This is a genomic window from Winogradskyella sp. A2 (genome assembly GCF_046762865.1).
Classification (GTDB): Bacteria; Bacteroidota; Bacteroidia; order Flavobacteriales; family Flavobacteriaceae; genus Winogradskyella.
In genome coordinates this window covers 498,719-519,782 of sequence record NZ_JBKQXM010000001.1, presented here as the reverse complement: position 1 = coordinate 519,782, position 21,064 = coordinate 498,719, and the positions used below count along the sequence as shown (strand labels likewise).

At 33.5% G+C, this 21,064-nt stretch carries 19 protein-coding genes; 8 read left to right on the top strand and 11 right to left on the bottom strand.

Annotated elements, in window-relative coordinates:
• Positions 1-3 precede the first annotated feature (3 nt).
• Positions 4-1,635, top strand: a complete 1,632-nt coding sequence (groL, locus tag ACFWV9_RS02265) for a chaperonin GroEL (protein ID WP_411893609.1) — start codon at positions 4-6, stop codon at positions 1,633-1,635.
• A gap of 129 nt (positions 1,636-1,764) precedes the next feature.
• Here groL and ACFWV9_RS02260 read toward each other — a convergent pair whose 3' ends face one another.
• The 6 genes from ACFWV9_RS02260 to xrtF form a co-directional block, all read right to left on the bottom strand.
• Positions 1,765-2,913 (bottom strand): N(5)-(carboxyethyl)ornithine synthase, encoded by a 1,149-nt coding sequence (locus ACFWV9_RS02260; RefSeq protein ID WP_411893608.1) that lies wholly within the window; start codon positions 2,911-2,913, stop codon positions 1,765-1,767.
• Between the two features lie 245 nt (positions 2,914-3,158).
• The gene (locus tag ACFWV9_RS02255) at positions 3,159-3,530 is read right to left on the bottom strand and encodes a heavy-metal-associated domain-containing protein (RefSeq protein ID WP_411893607.1); all 372 of its coding nucleotides are present in this window, start codon (positions 3,528-3,530) and stop codon (positions 3,159-3,161) included.
• A gap of 20 nt (positions 3,531-3,550) precedes the next feature.
• Positions 3,551-5,788, bottom strand: coding sequence for a TonB-dependent receptor domain-containing protein (locus ACFWV9_RS02250; protein ID WP_411893606.1), 2,238 nt, complete (start codon positions 5,786-5,788; stop codon positions 3,551-3,553).
• 69 nt (positions 5,789-5,857) lie between these two features.
• The gene (locus ACFWV9_RS02245) at positions 5,858-6,199 is read right to left on the bottom strand and encodes an HYC_CC_PP family protein (RefSeq protein WP_411893605.1); all 342 of its coding nucleotides are present in this window, start codon (positions 6,197-6,199) and stop codon (positions 5,858-5,860) included.
• Positions 6,200-6,316: 117 nt separating this feature from the next.
• A complete protein-coding gene (locus ACFWV9_RS02240; RefSeq protein ID WP_411893604.1) occupies positions 6,317-6,745 on the bottom strand; it encodes an exosortase F system-associated membrane protein in 429 nt (142 codons plus the stop codon).
• Entirely contained in the window at positions 6,738-7,232 is a 495-nt protein-coding gene (gene xrtF, locus ACFWV9_RS02235; RefSeq protein ID WP_411893786.1) for an exosortase family protein XrtF, read from the bottom strand. The genes ACFWV9_RS02240 and xrtF overlap by 8 nt, the downstream gene beginning before the upstream one ends.
• A gap of 149 nt (positions 7,233-7,381) precedes the next feature.
• Here xrtF and ACFWV9_RS02230 point away from each other — a divergent pair, with 149 nt between their 5' ends.
• Positions 7,382-7,840 carry a GAF domain-containing protein gene (locus ACFWV9_RS02230; RefSeq protein WP_411893603.1) on the top strand — a complete coding sequence of 153 codons (459 nt, stop codon included), beginning with the start codon at positions 7,382-7,384 and terminating at the stop codon, positions 7,838-7,840.
• A 1-nt stretch (position 7,841) separates the two neighbouring features.
• On the opposite strand, the gene ACFWV9_RS02225 is transcribed toward ACFWV9_RS02230, so the two are convergent.
• Positions 7,842-9,095 (bottom strand): ABC transporter permease, encoded by a 1,254-nt coding sequence (locus tag ACFWV9_RS02225; RefSeq protein ID WP_411893602.1) that lies wholly within the window; start codon positions 9,093-9,095, stop codon positions 7,842-7,844.
• Between the two features lie 78 nt (positions 9,096-9,173).
• Positions 9,174-10,424 (bottom strand): ABC transporter permease, encoded by a 1,251-nt coding sequence (locus ACFWV9_RS02220; RefSeq protein ID WP_411893601.1) that lies wholly within the window; start codon positions 10,422-10,424, stop codon positions 9,174-9,176.
• 144 nt (positions 10,425-10,568) lie between these two features.
• Here ACFWV9_RS02220 and purH point away from each other — a divergent pair, with 144 nt between their 5' ends.
• The 6 genes from purH to rodA all read left to right on the top strand — a co-directional run bounded on the left by purH (position 10,569) and on the right by rodA (position 17,789).
• Positions 10,569-12,098, top strand: coding sequence for a bifunctional phosphoribosylaminoimidazolecarboxamide formyltransferase/IMP cyclohydrolase (gene purH, locus ACFWV9_RS02215; protein ID WP_411893600.1), 1,530 nt, complete (start codon positions 10,569-10,571; stop codon positions 12,096-12,098).
• A 111-nt stretch (positions 12,099-12,209) separates the two neighbouring features.
• Positions 12,210-13,238 carry a rod shape-determining protein gene (locus tag ACFWV9_RS02210; RefSeq protein WP_114300653.1) on the top strand — a complete coding sequence of 343 codons (1,029 nt, stop codon included), beginning with the start codon at positions 12,210-12,212 and terminating at the stop codon, positions 13,236-13,238.
• Positions 13,239-13,248: 10 nt separating this feature from the next.
• A complete protein-coding gene (gene mreC, locus ACFWV9_RS02205; RefSeq protein WP_411893599.1) occupies positions 13,249-14,070 on the top strand; it encodes a rod shape-determining protein MreC in 822 nt (273 codons plus the stop codon).
• Positions 14,063-14,569 (top strand): rod shape-determining protein MreD, encoded by a 507-nt coding sequence (locus ACFWV9_RS02200; RefSeq protein ID WP_411893598.1) that lies wholly within the window; start codon positions 14,063-14,065, stop codon positions 14,567-14,569. The genes mreC and ACFWV9_RS02200 overlap by 8 nt, the downstream gene beginning before the upstream one ends.
• Positions 14,566-16,506, top strand: coding sequence for a penicillin-binding protein 2 (mrdA, locus tag ACFWV9_RS02195; RefSeq protein ID WP_411893597.1), 1,941 nt, complete (start codon positions 14,566-14,568; stop codon positions 16,504-16,506). Before ACFWV9_RS02200 ends, mrdA begins: the two co-directional genes overlap by 4 nt.
• A 2-nt stretch (positions 16,507-16,508) precedes the next feature.
• Positions 16,509-17,789, top strand: coding sequence for a rod shape-determining protein RodA (gene rodA, locus ACFWV9_RS02190; RefSeq protein ID WP_411893596.1), 1,281 nt, complete (start codon positions 16,509-16,511; stop codon positions 17,787-17,789).
• Positions 17,790-17,832: 43 nt separating this feature from the next.
• Here the strand turns inward: rodA and ACFWV9_RS02185 are convergent, their stop codons facing one another.
• Genes ACFWV9_RS02185 through ACFWV9_RS02175 form a run of 3 tightly spaced genes read right to left on the bottom strand, consistent with a single transcriptional unit; the run spans position 17,833 to position 21,056 of the window.
• Positions 17,833-19,176: a GntP family permease gene (locus ACFWV9_RS02185; RefSeq protein ID WP_411893595.1), complete on the bottom strand. Its 1,344-nt coding sequence runs from the start codon at positions 19,174-19,176 to the stop codon at positions 17,833-17,835.
• The gene (gndA, locus tag ACFWV9_RS02180) at positions 19,173-20,573 is read right to left on the bottom strand and encodes an NADP-dependent phosphogluconate dehydrogenase (RefSeq protein WP_411893594.1); all 1,401 of its coding nucleotides are present in this window, start codon (positions 20,571-20,573) and stop codon (positions 19,173-19,175) included. Before gndA ends, ACFWV9_RS02185 begins: the two co-directional genes overlap by 4 nt.
• Positions 20,574-20,576: 3 nt before the next feature.
• Entirely contained in the window at positions 20,577-21,056 is a 480-nt protein-coding gene (locus ACFWV9_RS02175; RefSeq protein ID WP_411893593.1) for a gluconokinase, read from the bottom strand.
• Positions 21,057-21,064: the final 8 nt, after the last annotated feature.

The following is a 21,064-nucleotide window of genomic DNA, read 5'->3' as shown; positions in this document are numbered from 1 at the left end:
AAAATGGCAAAAGATATAAAATTTGATATAGAAGCACGTGACGGACTAAAACGTGGTGTTGATGCTTTGGCAAATGCAGTTAAGGTAACTTTAGGTCCTAAAGGACGTAATGTAATTATCGGTAAATCATTTGGTGGACCAGCAGTAACAAAAGATGGTGTAACTGTAGCTAAAGAAATAGAATTAGAAGATGAGCTAGAAAACATGGGAGCTCAAATGGTTAAAGAAGTAGCTTCTAAAACCAACGACTTAGCAGGTGATGGGACAACTACGGCTACTGTATTAGCACAATCTATAGTTAAAGAAGGACTTAAAAATGTTGCAGCTGGTGCTAATCCAATGGATTTAAAGCGTGGTATTGATAAAGCTGTAGAATCTATAGTAGCCAATTTAGATAGGCAATCTCAAAAAGTAGGTAGTTCTTCTGATAAAATAAAACAAGTTGCTGCTATCTCAGCTAACAACGATGATACTATTGGCGATTTAATTGCTAAGGCTTTTGGTAAAGTTGGTAAAGAAGGAGTTATCACTGTTGAAGAAGCCAAAGGAATGGAAACTTATGTAGATGTCGTGGAAGGTATGCAGTTTGATAGAGGTTATTTATCTCCTTATTTCGTAACAGATGCTGACAAAATGATTGCGGATTTAGAGAATCCATACATTCTATTATTTGACAAGAAGATTTCTAATTTACAAGAGATACTTCCAATATTAGAGCCTGTAGCACAATCTGGTCGTCCATTATTAATTATCGCAGAAGATGTTGAAGGGCAGGCATTAGCTACATTAGTAGTTAACAAATTACGTGGCGGATTAAAAATTGCAGCTGTTAAAGCTCCAGGTTTTGGTGACAGACGTAAAGCAATGCTAGAAGATATAGCAATCTTAACAGGTGGTGTTGTAATTTCTGAAGAGAGAGGATTCTCACTAGAAAATGCAGATCTCACCATGTTAGGTACTGCCGAAACAGTAACTATTGATAAAGACAATACTACAATTGTTAATGGTGAAGGAAAAGCCGCAGATATTAAAGCAAGAGTAAATCAAATAAAAGCTCAAATAGATACAACAACATCAGATTACGATAGAGAAAAACTACAAGAGCGCTTAGCTAAATTAGCTGGTGGTGTTGCCGTATTGTATGTGGGTGCGGCATCGGAAGTAGAAATGAAAGAAAAGAAAGATCGTGTTGATGATGCATTACATGCTACAAGAGCTGCAGTAGAAGAAGGTATTGTTGCTGGTGGTGGTGTTGCTCTAGTAAGAGCTAAGAAGACATTAGAAAAACTAGAAACCGAAAACTTAGACGAGACTACAGGCGTACAAATAGTAAATAAAGCTATTGAATCTCCACTTAGAACTATTGTTGAAAATGCTGGTGGTGAAGGGTCTGTTGTTATCAATAAGGTTTTAGAAGGTAAAAAGGATTTTGGTTATGATGCCAAGTCAGAGAAATATGTAGACATGCTTAAAGCTGGTATCATAGATCCTAAGAAAGTGACTCGTATTGCTTTAGAAAATGCAGCATCTGTTGCTGGTATGATCTTGACTACAGAGTGTGCTTTAGTTGATATTAAAGAAGATACACCTGCAATGACACCAATGGGTGGAGGTGGAATGCCAGGTATGATGTAGTCAAATGCCTCGACACGCAGGCATTGACTAGAGTCAATAATAAATTAAAAGCCTTTGATGAGAATCAAGGGCTTTTTGTTGTTATAATTTTATGCTTATTCACGTTTTTGTATTCAAAAAAATACATTGTTAGGTGGAGGCAGAAATTTCAATATGGGGATATTCACTTGATCTATTTTGAAAAGAGGTGATTTTTGGATTTTGTATAATTCCATCTTTAATCTCAATAGCTCGACGTATAGTTTCGCTTTGGTTCCATTTTTCAGGGCCTCCCATTATTATGGGTAAGTAAGGAATAAGGTTATTAGATATTTCCCAGCTAGCCGCATTCCATAGATATGAAGGCGTATGATCAACCGCATAATAAAATAATTCTCCTGCCTTAAATATCGGTGTTTCAAAATTAGTAGGTTTAGCAAAAGAAAACCCCATACCTTCGTCGCAACTGATATCAATAATTAAGCAACCCGGTTTCAGTCGATTATTTTGATCCTCAGGTACGAACATCAAAGGGTGATCTGTATCTTGAAGCATGCCATTCACAATAATATCTGCATCAGTTAATTCTTCAACAAACGGATGAGATGTATTATCGGGATGTAAAGCTATAAGATTATCATTTTTATCTTCATCAATTTGATAATAATTAACTCCGGCCATTTGGTCGGCTACCAGGAAATAATGTCGTTGAGTGAGCACTGTAATATCTTGTATACCTCTAGCTTGTAGTGCACGTATGGCACCTCTGCTTACCGAACCAAAACTAATCACAACTGCTTTACGATTTGGCCCGTAGTTTCCATCGATTCCCATCAAATTCATAGCATGATGTACACCTGCATATCCTGCTATTTCATTATTATGTTGAAAGATATGCATTTGCCAATCTCCGTGAGCTGACCATCGATGCATAGCTTCCCAGGCAATAAGTGTCAGCTTTTTATCAATCGCTATTTGTGTAATACGTCTTTGTTGCACACAGTGCGGCCAGCCCCAATGTATAGTTCCCTCTTTCATATCTTCAAAATCTTCCTGTACTGGTTTAGCTAACAATGCAACATCACAATGCTGAAAAAGCTCAGCCCTATTTAGAACGCCAGCACTCATTTTATTTAATTCGGAGTCATTCATTCCAAAAGGCAAACCATAGCCCTCTTCAAAAAACAAATGATCTCTAAGGTCTTGATCTATCCAATCCAATTGATCAGGGTGAATTGGCACTCTTTTTTCTTGTTTTTTTCTCGAAGATCCGAAAACACAAACATTAAGTAAACTCATGTGCTTATTGATTTTAAATTTTAGGATATGACAATCTAAATAAGTAATAACCGAATATGACAATCTACTTGTCAGTGATGTATTAAAGATAAGAAAACCAAAGGCATCCTAAGATATTTATATTCAATAATTTATACGAATCTGTTTTAATGTTATAAATAAAACGACAAAGAAGTTCACTTGAGACTTTTATAGTATATAGGTGCTTTATAAAAAAAGCCTGAATTTAATTTCAGGCTTTTTACTTAATTTCCGTTTCCATTCTCACTTTCATGGTCTTTAACCACATCTTTATCTCTATACTTGCAACATGGGTGAACTGAATTGTAGGCCTCTTCTGTTGCTTTTATTTCTTTAGTATCATGCCCAACATCTGCTAACTTTTGTGCAATAGTTTTAAGATTGGTTTTCCGCTCATCATAAATCAATTTTAACTCATGAGTATCCACGTTCCAAACCGCAGACTTCACACCTTTTGTTCTTATTGCTGCTTTTTCAATACGTTCTTTACACATACCACAAACACCATCTACTTCCATACTGGCTTTAGCATTTTTATTTTGCGAAAAAGCAAACAAACCAAGGCAAAGCGCAATAACTGTTATTAAATTTTTCATGTTTTTATTTTTTAATTATTCTAATCTATTCTAAATCTGAGCCCAGTATAAAACATACTTCCAAATATTGGGCCGTATACAAAATTACTATCAAAATTTGAACCAAAGGGATCGTCTGGACTTATAATTGGATTAGACTGTCTCACATTAGTAACATTTTCACCTCCCAAATATATTTCAAATCTTGAAGAGAATACTTTTGTCACTTGCATATTTAACGTACCAATTGTGGGCGAATATTCACCTAATTGAAATTCTGGTGAACTCAAATCAGTACTTGGAAAACGTTGTGAATCTAACCAATTATAAGTGGCATCAAATTTCCACTGCGCCCCATTTTTCTTTGCCTTTGTTTCATAGGAGGCATTAGCGAACAAACGGTTTTTGGGAATCAATGGCTTTTCTAGCTTACCAGAAATATAATCCGTTTTAATGTCGTAATATTTATATGCTGTTCTTAAATCGAAACCTTCAAATGCATTGAAATTAAACTCCAGTTGAAAGCTATTGGCATAACTTTCACCCTCAAGATTATAAAAACTAATTTGAAATGGATTTTCCCAATCCGTAATTACTTGATTCTGAAATTCGGTACGATAAAAATCTAAAGTTATGTCTGCTTTTCGATCAAATAAATTGAAGCCTTGTAAATAACTTACACCATAATTCCATGCAATTTCAGGGTCTAAGCCATATATCTTACCACCAGAATCTATAATATTGATTTGTCTTGAACTAGAAAACATATTCTGTGTTTCGGCAAAAATGTTGGCACTCTTTATGCCTCTACCAATCGACGCTCTAAGTGCAGCTTTTTCCCATGGTGTATACCTCACATGTAAACGTGGCGTTACAAAAAACCCGAATCTATTGTGCTGATCTGCTCTTATACCAGCTGTCAATGTTAGCTTATCTAAATCGTCATAAGAATATTCAAAAAAACCACCAAAGGAGTTCTCTGTGCGTTCGTAAGTATTTGTATTCACCAACTCATCATAATAATCATAAGTGAAACTTAATCCTGTTTTAATCTTATGACGGGAATCTGTAATTATACTGTTATATACCAAATTAGAATAAAAACTAGTATGCCTAATATCATATAGATTCAATCCAAAATATGACTCCTGCTTATGATGGCTAAATGCGGTTTGAAAACCTAAACTTTGGTATGGCACCTTAGGATTAACATAACCTAGTTTGGTTGTTACCTCAAAACGTTCTGTATCAATCTCACTACCCCAAAAATTTGTGGTACCCTTATCGCGTTCTGGGTCAAAATCAACTTGACCAGATTGAGTATTGTCATTAAGATACCTAAGGTTTATAAAACTAACAATCCCTTTTTCTGGATTTGTAAATTGCCACCTATTCATTATGTTGATTTGTTCTTTTAACGGAACATCTAAAAATGAATCGTCATTTCTGTCAAACTTCTGATTTCGTAGATTTCCATGAATGTATAATCCACTACTCCATCTTTCTGACACTTTTTGGTTAATATGTGTGTTTAATTCTAATCGGCCATTTACAGCAGCATATGCATTAACAAACAACTTACTATCTGTGGTAGGTTTAACCATTTCTGCGTTGATCTGTCCTGCAATACTTTCAAACCCATTCACCACACTACCTGCTCCTTTGGTAATCTGAATACTCTCTACCCAAGTTCCTGGAATAAAACTCAAACCATATGCTTGCGATGCACCTCGAATAGCCGGAATATTTTCGGTTGCAATTAATATATATGGTGAATTTAAACCCAACATTTTTATTTGCTTTGTACCAGTAACAGCATCTGCAAAATTGACATCGATAGATGGATTTGTTTCAAAACTTTCAGATAGATTACAACATGCTGCTTTTAACAATTCATCGCTGCTAACTGTAAATGTGTTAGTAGCTTTTAAATAAGACTTTGTTGTTGCTTGTTTGCGTGAGGTCACTGTTACTGCATCTAACTCATCAGAAGGTTGCATAACATGCTTTATGTATCGGTTCTCATTAACATTAAGAGTATCCGTTTTAAAACCAATATAACTGATTACTAATTTGTTATAAGAAAATTTATATGGTAATGAAAATGTACCATCTTCGGCTGAAACAGCTCCAACAGTAGAGTTTAACCAAAACACGTTAGCACCTTGTAAAGGAATCTCTTCAGAACTACTAGCTTCTAAAATAATTCCCTCTAATTGCTCTTGTGCATAACTCGTATATGCTAAGCATATAAATAAAATGTATAAATATTTTTTCATGATTTAATTATAGAAATAACAAACGCACTGTATAGTGCTCCTTTAATTTTTTGGATTGTTACTTCTTAATCAAATAAGGAAAGTTTCATCTAAAACGTGTATGTCTTTGATGATATTGGGTGGGGCATAGTTTTTATGAGGTATAATCGGTTTAACTGACGTCTCAAAAAGATACGTGTAACTATACACATAAGATACCAGCGTGAAATATACATCTTTATCAAAAGATTGAAAATCTTTTGCAGATAGCTCGTCTTGCCCTTCAATTATGTCTACTGTATCCTTACAGCAAGGTTTTTTTACATAAATAGTATCTTCCGCTTCCATACCGCCACATTTTTTAGCTTCACTAAAAATAGCCGTATCAACAAGGTGTTCTCCACAATAGTGTTTCTCAACTGTAAAGGACAATGTTGAAAAAAGCACTAAAAATGCTAAGAATAAAGAAAAGCCCTTATGTAAACTACATACTTTCACAATGCAAACGTACAAAATAAATAAACAGGTGATATATGTTTTATGTTTGTCTTAACGATTCAACCTATGATAATAAAAGGCTGGCAATAAAAGTATCAACAACAATGGTTGAATTAAAAAACGCCTGATATTAAAGAATAAGTAATAGTCCTCTTGCCTTGGATTAATCACAAAATATAAAAACGGAATTAGTAGTAAAATATAGGCAGCACCATAAATTATAACAGAGAATTTAATAATTCCCTTATCACTAAAAAAAACATATAATATGCCTAAGGAAATGATAGTATTTACAAAATATCTTAAGCTAGTAAAAAAGACCAATTTTGCTATTTCTCTTCTGGGACTATCCATGTATAAATAGTCATTTTCGAAAAAAGTTAGGTAAGGATCATAAAAAAGAACATTTTCATATGCACGTACCAATACAAGCAACATAAAGAGTATAAACAAGATGATATATTTTGTTGCTCTATGCATTGGCTCTTTTCTTTTTTGAAAACCTGTTTACCCAAAACATCCATAACAGAAACACAGTACCATAAATGACTAAGGGAAATATGACAGTATGCAAAATTTCACGACGCCATGGATAATGATATAAGCCGGCTGATAAAATTACAATTCGTATCAGGTTGAAAGCGTAGATAATGATACTTCCTGCCAAACAATATAAAAAGGTAGTTTTAAAATTATCAGCAAATGCAATAACAAATGAAAGAAACAAAATTATAATACTCAATGCATTGCAGCCCTCAATTACACGAGCAACGAATTTTCCATTTATAATTATCTTCATTGATGGTTCATTGTCATGCGGTAAAACTTGTGAATCGTAACCAATACTATCTAGTAAGTTTTCAGTTTGATTAGCTACTAAGTGTGTAGCATAATCTGGATAATAAATAGAACCATCTGATTTACTCAAATATATTTTATAACCTATTGTCAGTACGGTATAGACCAACAAAAATGTTATAATAAACCGAATGACAAGTTTATATTTTATTAAAAGTGAATTCAAAAAATGGGTAATGTTAGTTTGTTGTTAAATTTATAAAACTGTATTTTAAAATAGCGCATTTTGAATACTTTTACCAAAAGTTTTTCACCTATATGAATCTAGAAGAATTAAAACCAGAAGTAAAATCCATTATTGATCGAGTACAGCTAACTGTTAACGAACGTCTACTTAAACTTTGTGAGTTATTGGAAAATCACGTGGAATACTACAATTGGGTTGGTTTTTATTTTAAAAATGGTGATAAAGACGAGCTAAAGCTAGGGCCATATGTGGGTGAACCTACAGATCATACCATAATCCCATTTGGAAAAGGAATTTGCGGACAAGTTGCCGTGAGTAATCAAAACTTTGTGGTGCCAGATGTATCTGCTCAAGACAACTACATCGCATGTAGCATTACCGTAAAAGCAGAGATTGTGATACCTATTTTTGTCAATGGTGAAAACATTGGTCAGATCGATATAGATTCTAATACTCCGAACCCATTTACTGAAGCCGACGAACGTTTCTTAGAGTTTATATGTAAAGAGGTTGCTCAAATACTAGAATAGTCTACATACCTGTTCTTATAGCCTCTACTGGGTCTAATCTTGATGCTGAAAGTGCCGGTATTAATCCAGAAATTAATCCAATAAATGAAGATATTGATATTCCTAGAAGCATATTTCTAAAGGATAGTACAAATTCAAAATCATCCGTAATATTATTGCCAATAATCGTCCCAATCCAGACCATAAATAAACCAACGATACCACCAACTATAGCCAAAATAATAGCTTCAAATAAAAATTGAAATAAAATAAATCTATTTTTAGCACCAAGTGATTTCTGGATACCGATTAGGTTTGTTCGCTCTTTTACACTCACAAACATTATGTTAGCAATACCAAAGCCTCCAACAAGCAAAGAAAAGCCACTAATAACCCAACCTATTAAATTCATTGTACCAATAATACCATCTATAGCATCTTGTAAACCAGAAATTACGCTGATAAAAAAGGTGTCGATTTCATCTGGTTTTAGCCCTCTACGGTTTCGCATTAACTGAACAACTTCTGCCTTTAAACCAGCTATATCAGCATCCTTTTCAGGTTTAATTATTATAATATTTCTAAAGTTCTTATTATTATCACCAAATCGTTTTCTAACATAATTAGCAGGAAGAAAAATTGAAACATCATTACTGTCACCAAAAAGACCTGACCCCTCCTTCTTCACAACACCAATAACCGTAAATTTTTGTCCATATAGTCTTACTTTCTTTCCGATTGGCTCAAAATCTCCAAATAGTGATTTAGCGATTTCTGAACCTATCACAACTACTGGTCTTCCGGCATTAGATTCAGACTCATTATAAAAGCGACCTTTTTCAAACTCTAATACTTGGATATCAGTGAATTCATTTGATACGACAACGGTATTAATACTACTCACCTGTTCTGATTCGTACCTAATATTTTCGCGTCTTACAAATAATTGAAAAGCAACATGCTCGGCATCATTAAGATTAGCCTTTAAATATTTATACTCATTATAGGATATCTCTTCGAATTGTTCGCGTTTCCACCTTGGTACGTCTGTTGGACCAAATGAAAAACTCGCCAAGTACATTGTATTGCTATCTAAAGCACTAAGTGATTCTCTTATGTTTTTGTCTAGTGAATCTACTGCAGCCAGCACTGCAATAATAGAAAAGATACCAATAGTTACTCCGAGCAAGGATAAAAATGTCCTAAGCTTATTATTGCGCAAAGCATTAAAGGCAAATGAAAAGCTTTCTTTAAATAAACGTAGATATACGAGCATAATTATTTTGAAAAGCTTAAATATAATTGCTTTTCAACTATTATGATGTTACAAAAAGCTTAAATATATTTTTTATAATTACATTCCCGTTCTAATGGCCTCAACAGGATCTAAATTAGAAGCTGTAAATGCAGGAATTACTCCAGAAATTAATCCAATTAAAGTAGATAACCCAAATCCAAGAAACATGTTTGCAAAGGACAATACAAATTTAAAGTCCTCAACAAAGCCATTCATTATTAAAGAAATAATCCAAACAAGAAATAGTCCTACTAATCCACCAACAACAGCAAGAATTGTTGCTTCAAATAGAAATTGGAACAATATGAATTTGTTCTTTGCTCCTAGCGATTTTTGAATACCTATTAAATTAGTACGCTCCTTAACACTAACAAACATTATATTCGCAATACCGAAACCTCCTACCAATAAAGAGAAACCACTAATAACCCAACCAACAGTATTTAGCCCAGCAATAATTGCATCAATAAAAGAAACTAAACCAGAGAGTTTATTAACAAAGAAATCATCTTCCTCACCGGCCTTTAATCCTCTGTATGCTCTAAATTTTTGTTTTAAGACACTTTCAAAACCACCTATATCAATACCTTTTTTTGGTTTAATAACTACTGCACCTGGTAAACCGTTTACACCACCATTCCTAAATTGCCTCACAAAATTTGCTGGTACAAAACCCTTATCATCAGGTGAATCGCCTAAATTTGCGCCATACTTTTTCAATACGCCTATAACCGTTAACTTTCTACCATAAACCCTCACAACCTTACCAATTGGATTTGCTTTATCAAACAAATTTTCAGCCAAATTAGTACCAATAACAATAACAGGTGCCCCTGTATCAGATTCTAATTCAGTATAGAATCGTCCTTGTTCTACTTTTAAATCATCTATAATATATATCCCATGAGAAATTGGAGTGATATTAATATTTGTAAGTGTTTCAGCTTGATATCTTATAGTTTCACTTCCACCAAAAATTACATATGCAGACTCTTCTATATCAGGCACATTTCGTCTTACAAATTCATAATCATCGTAATCAGTTTGCGGATAATTATCTCGCTTCCAGCGTGGCACGTCTGTTGGACCAAAAGAATATTTTGAAAGATAAATAGTGTTTTTGTCTAATCCAGAAAGATTTTCCTTTATGTTTTTGTCAAGAGAGTCTACCGCAGCCAAAACAGCAATTATAGAGAATATTCCAACTGTTACTCCAAGTAACGACAAAAACGTACGTAATTTGTTGTTTCTAAGTGCATTTAAAGCAAAAGAAAAACTCTCTTTAAAAACCCTAAGATAGACTAACATAGATTGACTATTTTTTCTCTATTTATTAATTAGACGTTTTCAACAATTCATTGTTACAAAAAACTTTAATAAACTGCTAAAATCAACAAGAAATTCATTTTGATTATCCGTATTTTTGGCGCATTAAAATTACAACACAACACTATGAGCAACAAAACCATTTCATCGGCACTAATTTCTGTATTTAGTAAAGATGGATTAGCACCTATCGTAAAAAAATTAGACGACCTTAATGTAACTATATACTCTACAGGAGGAACTGAAAAATTCATAAAAGATTTAGGTATTAATGTTGTACCTGTTGAAGAAGTGACGTCTTATCCTTCAATATTAGGTGGAAGAGTTAAAACATTACACCCAAAAGTATTTGGTGGCATTCTAAATCGTCAAAATCATGATGGTGATGTTGCAGAGCTTGAGGAATTTAAAATCCCACAAATTGATTTAGTGATTGTTGACCTGTATCCTTTTGAAAAAACTGTGGCTTCTGGTGCTAGCAATCAAGATATTATTGAAAAAATAGATATTGGTGGTATTTCGTTAATAAGAGCTGCAGCCAAAAACTATGCTGATGTAACATGTGTTTCTTCTGTTGATAACTACAACGAACTCTTAGAACTGCTTGAAGCTAAAAATGGTGAAACTTCAGACGAAGACAGAAAACAATTCGCAGCTAAAGCATTCAATGTGTCGTCACATTATGATACGGCCATCTTTAATTACTTTAATAAAGGGCATGAGGAAGCTGTTTTAAAAATTAGCGAAACCAATGGTAAGGTATTGCGTTATGGAGAAAACCCACATCAAAAAGGATTTTTCTTTGGTGATTTTGATGCCATGTTTACTAAACTCCATGGTAAAGAATTGAGTTATAATAATTTGTTGGATGTAGATGCTGCTGTAAATTTAATAATGGAATTTAAAGGTGAGGACCCAACGTTCGCCATTTTGAAACACAATAATGCCTGCGGTTTTGCACAACGAGATACCATCCATCAAGCCTATGTGGATGCACTAGCAGGAGATCCGGTCTCTGCATTTGGAGGGATTTTAATTTCTAATACGGAAATAGACAAATCAACTGCTGAGGAAATTCATAAATTATTCTGTGAGGTTGTTATTGCACCTTCATTTAGTAATGATGCTTTAGAAATTTTAAAAGGAAAGAAAAACAGAATTCTTTTAATTTTAAATGATATAGAATTACCTAAAACAACCGTTAGAACTTGCTTAAACGGAGCATTGGTTCAAGAAAGAGATGCTAAAACAGACAGTTTAGACGATTTAAAAACAGTTACAAATTCTACTCCTTCGCAACATGAGTTGGAAGATTTAATTTTTGCTTCAAAATTGTGCAAACATACTAAGTCCAACACCATAGTATTAGCAAAAAACAAACAATTATGTGCTAGTGGCACAGGACAAACAAGCAGAGTAGACGCTTTAAATCAGGCGATTCATAAAGCTAAAACTTTCAATTTTGATTTAGAAGGAGCTGTTATGGCAAGTGATGCATTTTTCCCATTTCCAGATTGTGTTGAGATTGCTGATAATGCTGGTATAACAGCAGTCATTCAGCCTGGTGGATCAATTAAAGATGAATTAAGCATTAATTATTGTAATGAAAATAATATTGCTATGGTCTTTACAGGAACGCGTCATTTTAAACATTAAAAAATAATTGGTCAAACGACGTCTTTAATCGCATAAATAACGTATTATTTATTACATTTACGGATAGTCGTAAAACTTGAGAAAAGAGTAACCCAAATAATTAAATAGCACATGGGATTTTTTGATTTCCTTACTGAAGAAATCGCAATTGATTTAGGTACCGCAAACACACTTATTATACATAACGATAAAGTTGTAGTTGATAGTCCTTCTATAGTTGCCAGAGACCGAATTAGCGGTAAAATTATCGCTGTTGGTAAAGAGGCAAATATGATGCAAGGAAAAACTCACGAAAATATAAAAACGATTCGCCCCTTAAAGGATGGAGTAATTGCAGATTTTGATGCCTCTGAGCAAATGATAAGTCTGTTTATTAAAAATATCCCAGCCTTAAAAAAGAAGTTTTTCAACCCTGCACTTAGAATGGTGGTTTGTATCCCTTCTGGTATTACTGAAGTTGAAATGCGAGCAGTTAAAGAATCTTGTGAAAGGGTTAATGGTAAAGAAGTATATCTTATCCATGAACCTATGGCTGCAGCAATTGGTATCGGAGTTGATATTATGCAACCAAAAGGTAATATGATTGTAGATATAGGTGGTGGTACAACTGAAATCGCTGTTATTGCTTTAGGTGGTATTGTCTGTGATAAATCAGTTAAAGTTGCAGGTGACGTATTTACAAATGATATAATATACTATATGCGCACCCAGCATAATTTATATGTTGGAGATAGAACTGCTGAGAAAATAAAGATCCAAATAGGTGCCGCAACTGAAGACTTAGAATTGCCACCTGAGGATATGAGCGTTCAAGGTCGTGATTTATTAACTGGTAAGCCAAAACAAGTTCAAATATCTTACCGTGAAATTGCCAAGGCATTAGATAAATCTATATTGCGAATTGAAGATTCAGTAATGGAAACTTTATCTCAGACACCACCAGAATTGGCAGCAGATATTTATAATACTGGTATTTATTTAGCAGGTGGTGGATCAATGCTTCGCGGACTTGACAAACGTTTATCACAAAAAACCGATTTACCAGTTTATATAGCAGAAGATCCTCTTAGAGCAGTTGTACGAGGTACAGGGATAGTGCTAAAAAACTTACCTAAATACAAAAGCGTATTGATTAAATAAGGGTTAAATAATGCAACAAATCATCAATTTTGTTATACGAAACAAGACCTTTCTATTGTTTTTGTTGCTTTTTGGTATTTCTCTGACCCTTACTATTCAGTCTCATTCTTATCACAGAAGTAAATTTATTAATTCAGCTAATGCATTGACTGGTGGAGTGTATGGCACATTCAATTCAATAGGAAAATATTTCAACCTTAAGGATAAAAACAAAATCTTAGCCGAAGAAAATACACACCTTAGAAATCAGTTACTAAATCTCAGTAGATCAAATGATTCTATATATATAGATTCTTCACTTTTAAGAACAATGTATAAAGTTATTACTGCAGAAGTATACAAAAACAGTTATTCTTCATTTGACAATTACTTAACTATAAACAGAGGCAAAAAGGATAGTATAAAACAAGACTTTGGTGTTATATCATCAAAAGGTATTATAGGCATCATTGATAACACTTCAAACAACTATGCTACGGTATTATCAATATTAAATACCAACAGTAAAATCAATGCTAAAATCAAAGCAACTAATCATCTTGGATCATTAGAGTGGAATGGTAAATCACCTTATTTTACACAACTAGTAGATGTTTCAAAATTTGCGCCTATTAAAATTGGTGACACTATTGAAACAGGTGGTCAGTCTGCTATTTTTCCAAAAGGCATAGGTATTGGCACAATTGAAAAATTTGAAACAGATATAAGTGGAGACACTTATAATATTGAAGTTAAGTTATTTAATGATATGACAAATTTAGGTACAGTTTATATCATTGAAAATTTGGATAGAGAAGAAATATTTAACCTAGAAAATAGTATTGATGACTAGTTTTACCGGCATACTAAGTCTTAGGTTTATTTTATTACTATTTGTTCAGGTAGTTATATGTAATAATATTAATTTCTTTGGTTTTATTAACCCATACATCTATATCGTATTTATTTTTCTATTTCCGATTAGAGATAGCAGAATAGTCTTACTACTAGTTAGTTTTGTATTAGGTATGTTAGTTGATATGTTTTCAGATTCAGGTGGTGTGCATGCTGCTGCATCAATTACTTTAGCATATGCAAGGCCATTATTATTAAAGATGTCATTTGGCATGTTATATGAGCATCAAAGCATTAAATTCAATAATACTGATTTAGGAAGTCTTATCACTTATGTTGGAGCAGGTACACTTTTACATCATTTCATGCTTTTTTCTCTCGAAGTATTTAACATTTCTTACGTACTAATAATATTAAAAAAGACGTTATTCTCTAGTATTTTTACCATACTGCTTAGTATATTAATTATAGTTTTATTCAGTAGAGATAAAAAATGAGAAAACTACTACTCTTAACCACTGTTATTTTTGTTGGAATAATATTTATAGCACGCTTGTTTTACCTTCAAGTCTATGGTGGCTACGAGTATGATGTTTTTGAAGATAGCGCTATAAAAAAAGAGTATAATTACCCTAAACGAGGATATGTTTATGATAGAAATGGTAAATTATTAGTTGCTAACCAGCCCTCTTATGATGTAATGGTAATACCACGGGATGTTGAACCATTGGACTCTACCGAAATTGAGGAGTTTTGTAATCTTCTTAAAATTTCAATAGAAGATTATAACAAAAAACTAGATAAAGCGACTAGATATTCACCAAGACTACCATCACCATTTGTGGCACAATTATCAAAAATGGATTATGCTGTGCTACAAGAAAAAATGCGGAAATATCAAGGCTTTTATATTCAAAAACGTTCCCTAAGATCTTACCAAACAACAATTGGAGCAAATGTTCTTGGAGATATTGGTGAAGTAAACAGAGGTATTATATCAAAACAACCTTATTACAATATGGGTGACCTCATCGGTAAGCAAGGTGTTGAAAAAACCTATGAAAAAACATTGAGAGGAGTAAAGGGTATAAAATTTATACAAAAAGATAGATTTAATAAAGATATTGGTCCTTTTCAGGAGGGTACTTTAGACACGCTACCTGTACCGGGAAAGGATATTAAAATCACCATTGACTCAAAATTACAGGCTTATGGTGAATTAATCATGAAGAATAAACGAGGAGGCATCATTGCTATTGAACCTGGTTCAGGTGAAATCTTAGCCATGGTTTCTGGTCCATCATACAATCCTAATCTATTAGTTGGCAGAAATCGTTCTAAAAATTTCACTAAACTATATAATGATAGTATTGCAAAACCTCTCTTTGACAGAAGTTTACAGGCAATGTACCCACCTGGCTCACCTTTTAAAACACTTAATGCATTAATAGCCCTGCAAGAAGGCGTGGTTACAACAGAAGACCGTTTTAGTTGTTCAATGGGATATCGTTACGGCAACAGAAAAATGGGCTGTCATGTGCATAGAAGTCCAGCTAACATGAACTTAGGTATTTATGAATCTTGCAATGCCTATTTTGCTAATGTTTACAGAAAGATTATTGATAAGTACGATAGTCCGGCAGAAGGAATGGATAATTGGAGTAAGCATATTAAAAGTTTTGGACTTGGAAATTATTTGAATAATGACCTTTCTGTTGGTCAACCTGGAAAAGTACCAACCGCAGCAACATATGATAGAGGGTATGGTAAAAACAGATGGTATACTACATTCACTATTTCAAATGCAATAGGACAAGGGGAAGTACTAGCTACACCAATTCAGTTAGCTAATATGGCTGCAGCAATTGGAAACAGAGGTTATTATTATACACCACATATAATAAAGGATATTGAAGGTGATTCAATACCTACAAATTTTACAACACCTAAGCATACAACTATAGATAAACAGCATTTTGAACCTGTAGTACAAGGTATGTTTGATGTGTACAATAAAGGAACCGCAAAATATGTACAAGTCCCAGGTATTGAAATATGTGGTAAAACTGGTACTGCTGAAAATTACGCGATAATTAATGGAGAGAAAACCCAATTGACAGACCATTCTATTTTTGTAGCGTTTGCACCAAAAGACAATCCGAAAATCGCAGTTGCAGTATTCGTTGAAAATGGGTATTTCGGTAGTCGTTTTGCAGGTAAAATGGCGAGTTTGATGATCGAGCGGTATCTGAAAGGTGAAATAACGAGAACAGATATGGAAGATTTTGTTTTAAGACACTCCTTAGAACATGAGTATGAGAAACCTTTTTCTGATGAACCTTTTGGTATAAATAGACAAACAACTCTAGAAGTTGTATCACCAGAGGAATATCAAAAACTAATGGATATAAAAGCAAGCATTCCAAAAGATTAACTATGCTAAGGGAAAATCAAAGACGATTTAAATTTGATTGGATAACTATTATCCTATTTCTGGTATTGGTAGCTTTTGGTTATGTTAATATTCTTTCGGCCTCTCATGTTGGTGAAATAACCAATTACCTTGATATGAGCCAACCCTATGGTAAACAAACCATTTTTATTGGATTAACCTTTATATTAATTGGCTTGATACTATCACTTGAGGCCAAATTTTATGAACGGTTCGCAAGTATCATATACATTATTGCAATATTATCGCTTCTAGGGCTTTTTATTTTTGGTAAAGATGTTAATGGTGCACGTTCGTGGTATGGTATAGGTAGTATGACCATTCAACCAAGTGAGTTTGCAAAGTTTGCTACAGCACTTGCTGTGGCTAAGTATATTAGTGACCTACAAACCAATATGACAACTCTAAAAGATCAAGTCAGAGTTGCGGCAATTATTTTTACTCCAGCTATTCTTATCTTATTGCAAAATGACGCAGGTAGCACCATAGTTTACCTAGCCTTCTTTTTCGTTTTTTATAGAGAAGGATTACAGCAAGTCTATTTAGTAGTAGCATTAGCACTAATAGTTCTTGCAATATTGGCACTAAAATATGGTTTAATTGTTACTACCATAATAGCTACGATAATTCTATTAGCACGTTATTTTATGAGGAAAAAGAAACGTGCTTCTATTATTCAATATATCTTGGTTTTAGGAATTAGCCTTGGATTTGCCTATGGTGTTAAACTTTTTTATGAGCATGGTCTAAAACCACATCAACAAAATAGAATTAGCCTTTGGTTAAGATTGGAGAAGGACCCTGCAAAACTTGAGCGTATGAAAAAAGCCGAAGCCTATAACCTTATACAATCAGAGCAGGCCATAAGTTCGGGACGAACTTATGGTAAAGGATTTTTACAAGGAACTAGAACCACAGGTAAATTTGTACCAGAACAACATACAGACTATATTTTTAGTACAGTTGGAGAAGAATGGGGATTTATAGGCAGTAGTTTGGTTGTGATTTTATTTGTTGCACTTATCGTTAGAGTTTTATACTTAGCTGAATCCCAAAAATCACAATTTAGTAGGGTTTACGGCTATGGAGTTGCTTCAATACTTTTTGTCCATTTCACCATAAATACAGGTATGGTAATGGGATTAATACCAACTGTTGGAATTCCTCTACCTTTTTTTAGTTATGGTGGTTCAGGACTCTGGGGCTTTGCCATTTTACTCTTTATTTTCATAAAGCTCGATAGTAACAAAATAAATGAATGGTAAATAAAAGTTTTTCTCTTGACTAAAAATTACTTGCAAATATTGACTAAACGAACAACGAAAGTATATATGCACAAGAAAACCCTGTTATAGCTAATATGGTTGTCATTACAGACCAACTTTGGAACGTCTGCTTTTCATTTAATCCTAAATATTTTCCAACCAACCAGAAACCACTATCATTTACATGAGACATAATGCTTGCTCCTGCCGCAATAGATATAACCAATAATGCCTTCTGAGGTTCTGAAATATCAGCAATCAATAAAGGAGCTGTTAATCCTGCTGCTGTAATCATAGCAACGGTAGCAGAACCTTGTAGAATCCGAACAATTGCAGCAGACAAAAATCCAAACAGAATTATACTTATTCCCTTATCTGCAAAATAATTTGCGAGCATTGTACCAGTACCTGTATTAACAAGTATTTGTTTAAAAACACCACCGGCTCCAGTAATTAAAATAATAATACCAGCTGGTCCTAACGATTTTGTTGAAATGTCTAACAACTGAGATTTTGTAAATCCTTTTTTAACTCCTAATAAATACCAAGCAATTAAATTGGCAATTAATAATGCACTGAACGGATGACCTATCATTCCTATCCAATCCAAAATGGTCTCAGAAATAAAACCTTTTTCAACTATTGGGCTATTTAAAATTGTATTAAGAACTATCAACACTATTGGCACTGCAATAATAACAAGGATTGATGTTACTGGAGGTAACTGTTTAGAAACGTTGTTGTTATAAATTAATTCTGGTGCTTCAACCTTAATTTTCTTAGAAATATAATTAGCAAATAAAGGACCACAAAAAATAGCCGTAGGAAAACCAACTATGATTCCAAAGAGTATTACCCAACCTAAATCTGCATTTATAATATCTGCTACTGCTATTGGCCCAGGTGTAGGTGGAATAAAACTATGAGTTATAGCTAAACCAGCTAATAATGGTATACCATAAAGTAATAATGACTTCCCAGTTTTACGCTGTAATGCATATATCATTGGAACAAGGATAATAAATGCTACGTCAAAAAATACAGGTATAGCCACTATAAAACCTGTTAACATTAAAGCCCATGACGAATGTTTTTCACCAAATTTATTTAATAGATAGGTTGCTAAGGCTTCTGCTCCACCTGAGTTCTCCAGAATTGCTCCAAAAATCGCTCCTAACCCAACGACAACAGCCACAAAGCCAAGCGTATTGCCCATACCCTCTTGAACTGTTTTTACAATTGAAAGCGGTTCCATTCCAGACAATACGCCAACCGTAATACTTGCAAGAAGCAATGCTATAAAAGCTTGAATTTTAAATCTTAGAATTAATACAAGCAGTAAAACAACTCCTGCAAAAACAGCACCTAAAAGTGAAAAGTCAATCATATTTGTTCCCAATTTGTATGAAACAATTCATTCTCAGAAAATCCAATTTTCTGATATGTATGAGCACCAAAATAATCACGTTGTGCTTGTATTAAATTGGCAGGTAATCTTTCTGTTGTAATTGCTACCCAATAATCATAGGCTGTATAGAACGTATTTAAACTTAATCTATTCTTTAAACCATTATCAAGACACTCAATAATACTTGATTCGTTCTCTTTTAAAAAGGATATGATACTAGCATCATCAAGATAACCTTTATCATTACTTAATAGTAGAATTGATTGTTCCATGAATTCTGATCGAATGATACATCCATTAGTCCAAATCCGTGCAATCTCAGATAAATCTAAATTCCAATTATATGTATCAGATCCCTTTTTAATAAGCTCAAATCCTTGATGGTGATTAATAATTCTAGCAAATCTGTACGCATTCTCTAAATGGTTCAAATCTATTTTCTCCTTTGAATTTCTTGCCGTAATCTGATTTGAAAGCTTAGCCCTTTTTGATTTAAGGGATGAAATATAACGTGCAAATACTGCTGAAGACATCATGGTATTAACCGAACCTAGATCAAAAGCTATTTTAGAGGACCAAGACCCTGTTCCTTTATTACCGGCTTTATCTAAAATGGTATCAATTATATATTTACCCTTTTCTTTTTTGCTCAATATTTCTGAAGTAATTCCTAACAGATAACTTGTTAAATCGGTTTGATTCCATTGAGATAAAATCGAAGAAATCTCTTCACTTGAATATTCATTAGTCAAAAGTGAATAAATCTCCGCAAGTAACTGCATCTCGACATATTCAATACCGTTATGAATCATTTTTACAAAATGACCAGATCCTCCTTTGCCTACAAGAGTACAACAAGGATTACCATTTTTATCCTTCCCAGCGATTGCCTCTAATACTGTAGAAACAAATTCATAAGCACGCTTATGACCACCTACCATTAGTGATGGTCCATTTAAGGCACCCTTTTCGCCACCAGAAACACCACAGCCTAAGAATTTAATTCCTTTATTTTTTAATTCAAGCTCTCTTTTATTTGTATCTAGAAAAAAGGAATTACCACCATCAATAATTATATCTCCTTCCGATAATAATGGCAACAACTGGCTAATTAGACCATCAATAGCATTACCGGCTTTTATCATTATTAAGATTTTTCTTGGTCTTTCTAAGGAACTTACAAATTCTACTAAATCAGTAAACCCTAGGACTTCCATCTCAGAATCAACCTTGTTCAGAAAGTCTGAAACAATAGTTTCCTCAACTTGGATATTTCTATTATAAACTGAAAGTTTAAAGCCTTTATCAGCAATATTTAAACTTAGGCTACGACCCATAACACCTAGTCCAATGATACCAAAAACTGATCTTTCCATTGTTTAAAGTTTTGAAATTATTTCATCAATCATAGATTCTGGATCTGCTGAAATATCTGCGTGAATTCCATAATCTGGAACTTCTAAATCTTTAAATTGAGACTTAAGTAATTTAGAAGACATGTAGTGGCCTTTTCTTCTATCCATTCTTTTCTTAATTATTTCTGGTGTTCCATTTAACAATACCCAATGTATTTTAGTCTTATAATTAGTGCTAAGTAAGTCTCTATATTTTTCCTTCAAAGCAGAACAAGCGAGCACTGCACCTTTATTCAATGACCAATTATAAATATTTTCAGCTAAAGTTAATAACCACGGTAGTCTATCTTTGTCATCTAGACTTTTACCATCCGACATTTTGGTAATATTTGCTTCGGGATGAAAATCATCGGCATCATAATAAGGAATATGCAATCTGTCTGACAAACCTTTTGCAATAGTAGATTTACCAGAGCCACTGACTCCAAAAACAATTATTATCATTACCAATT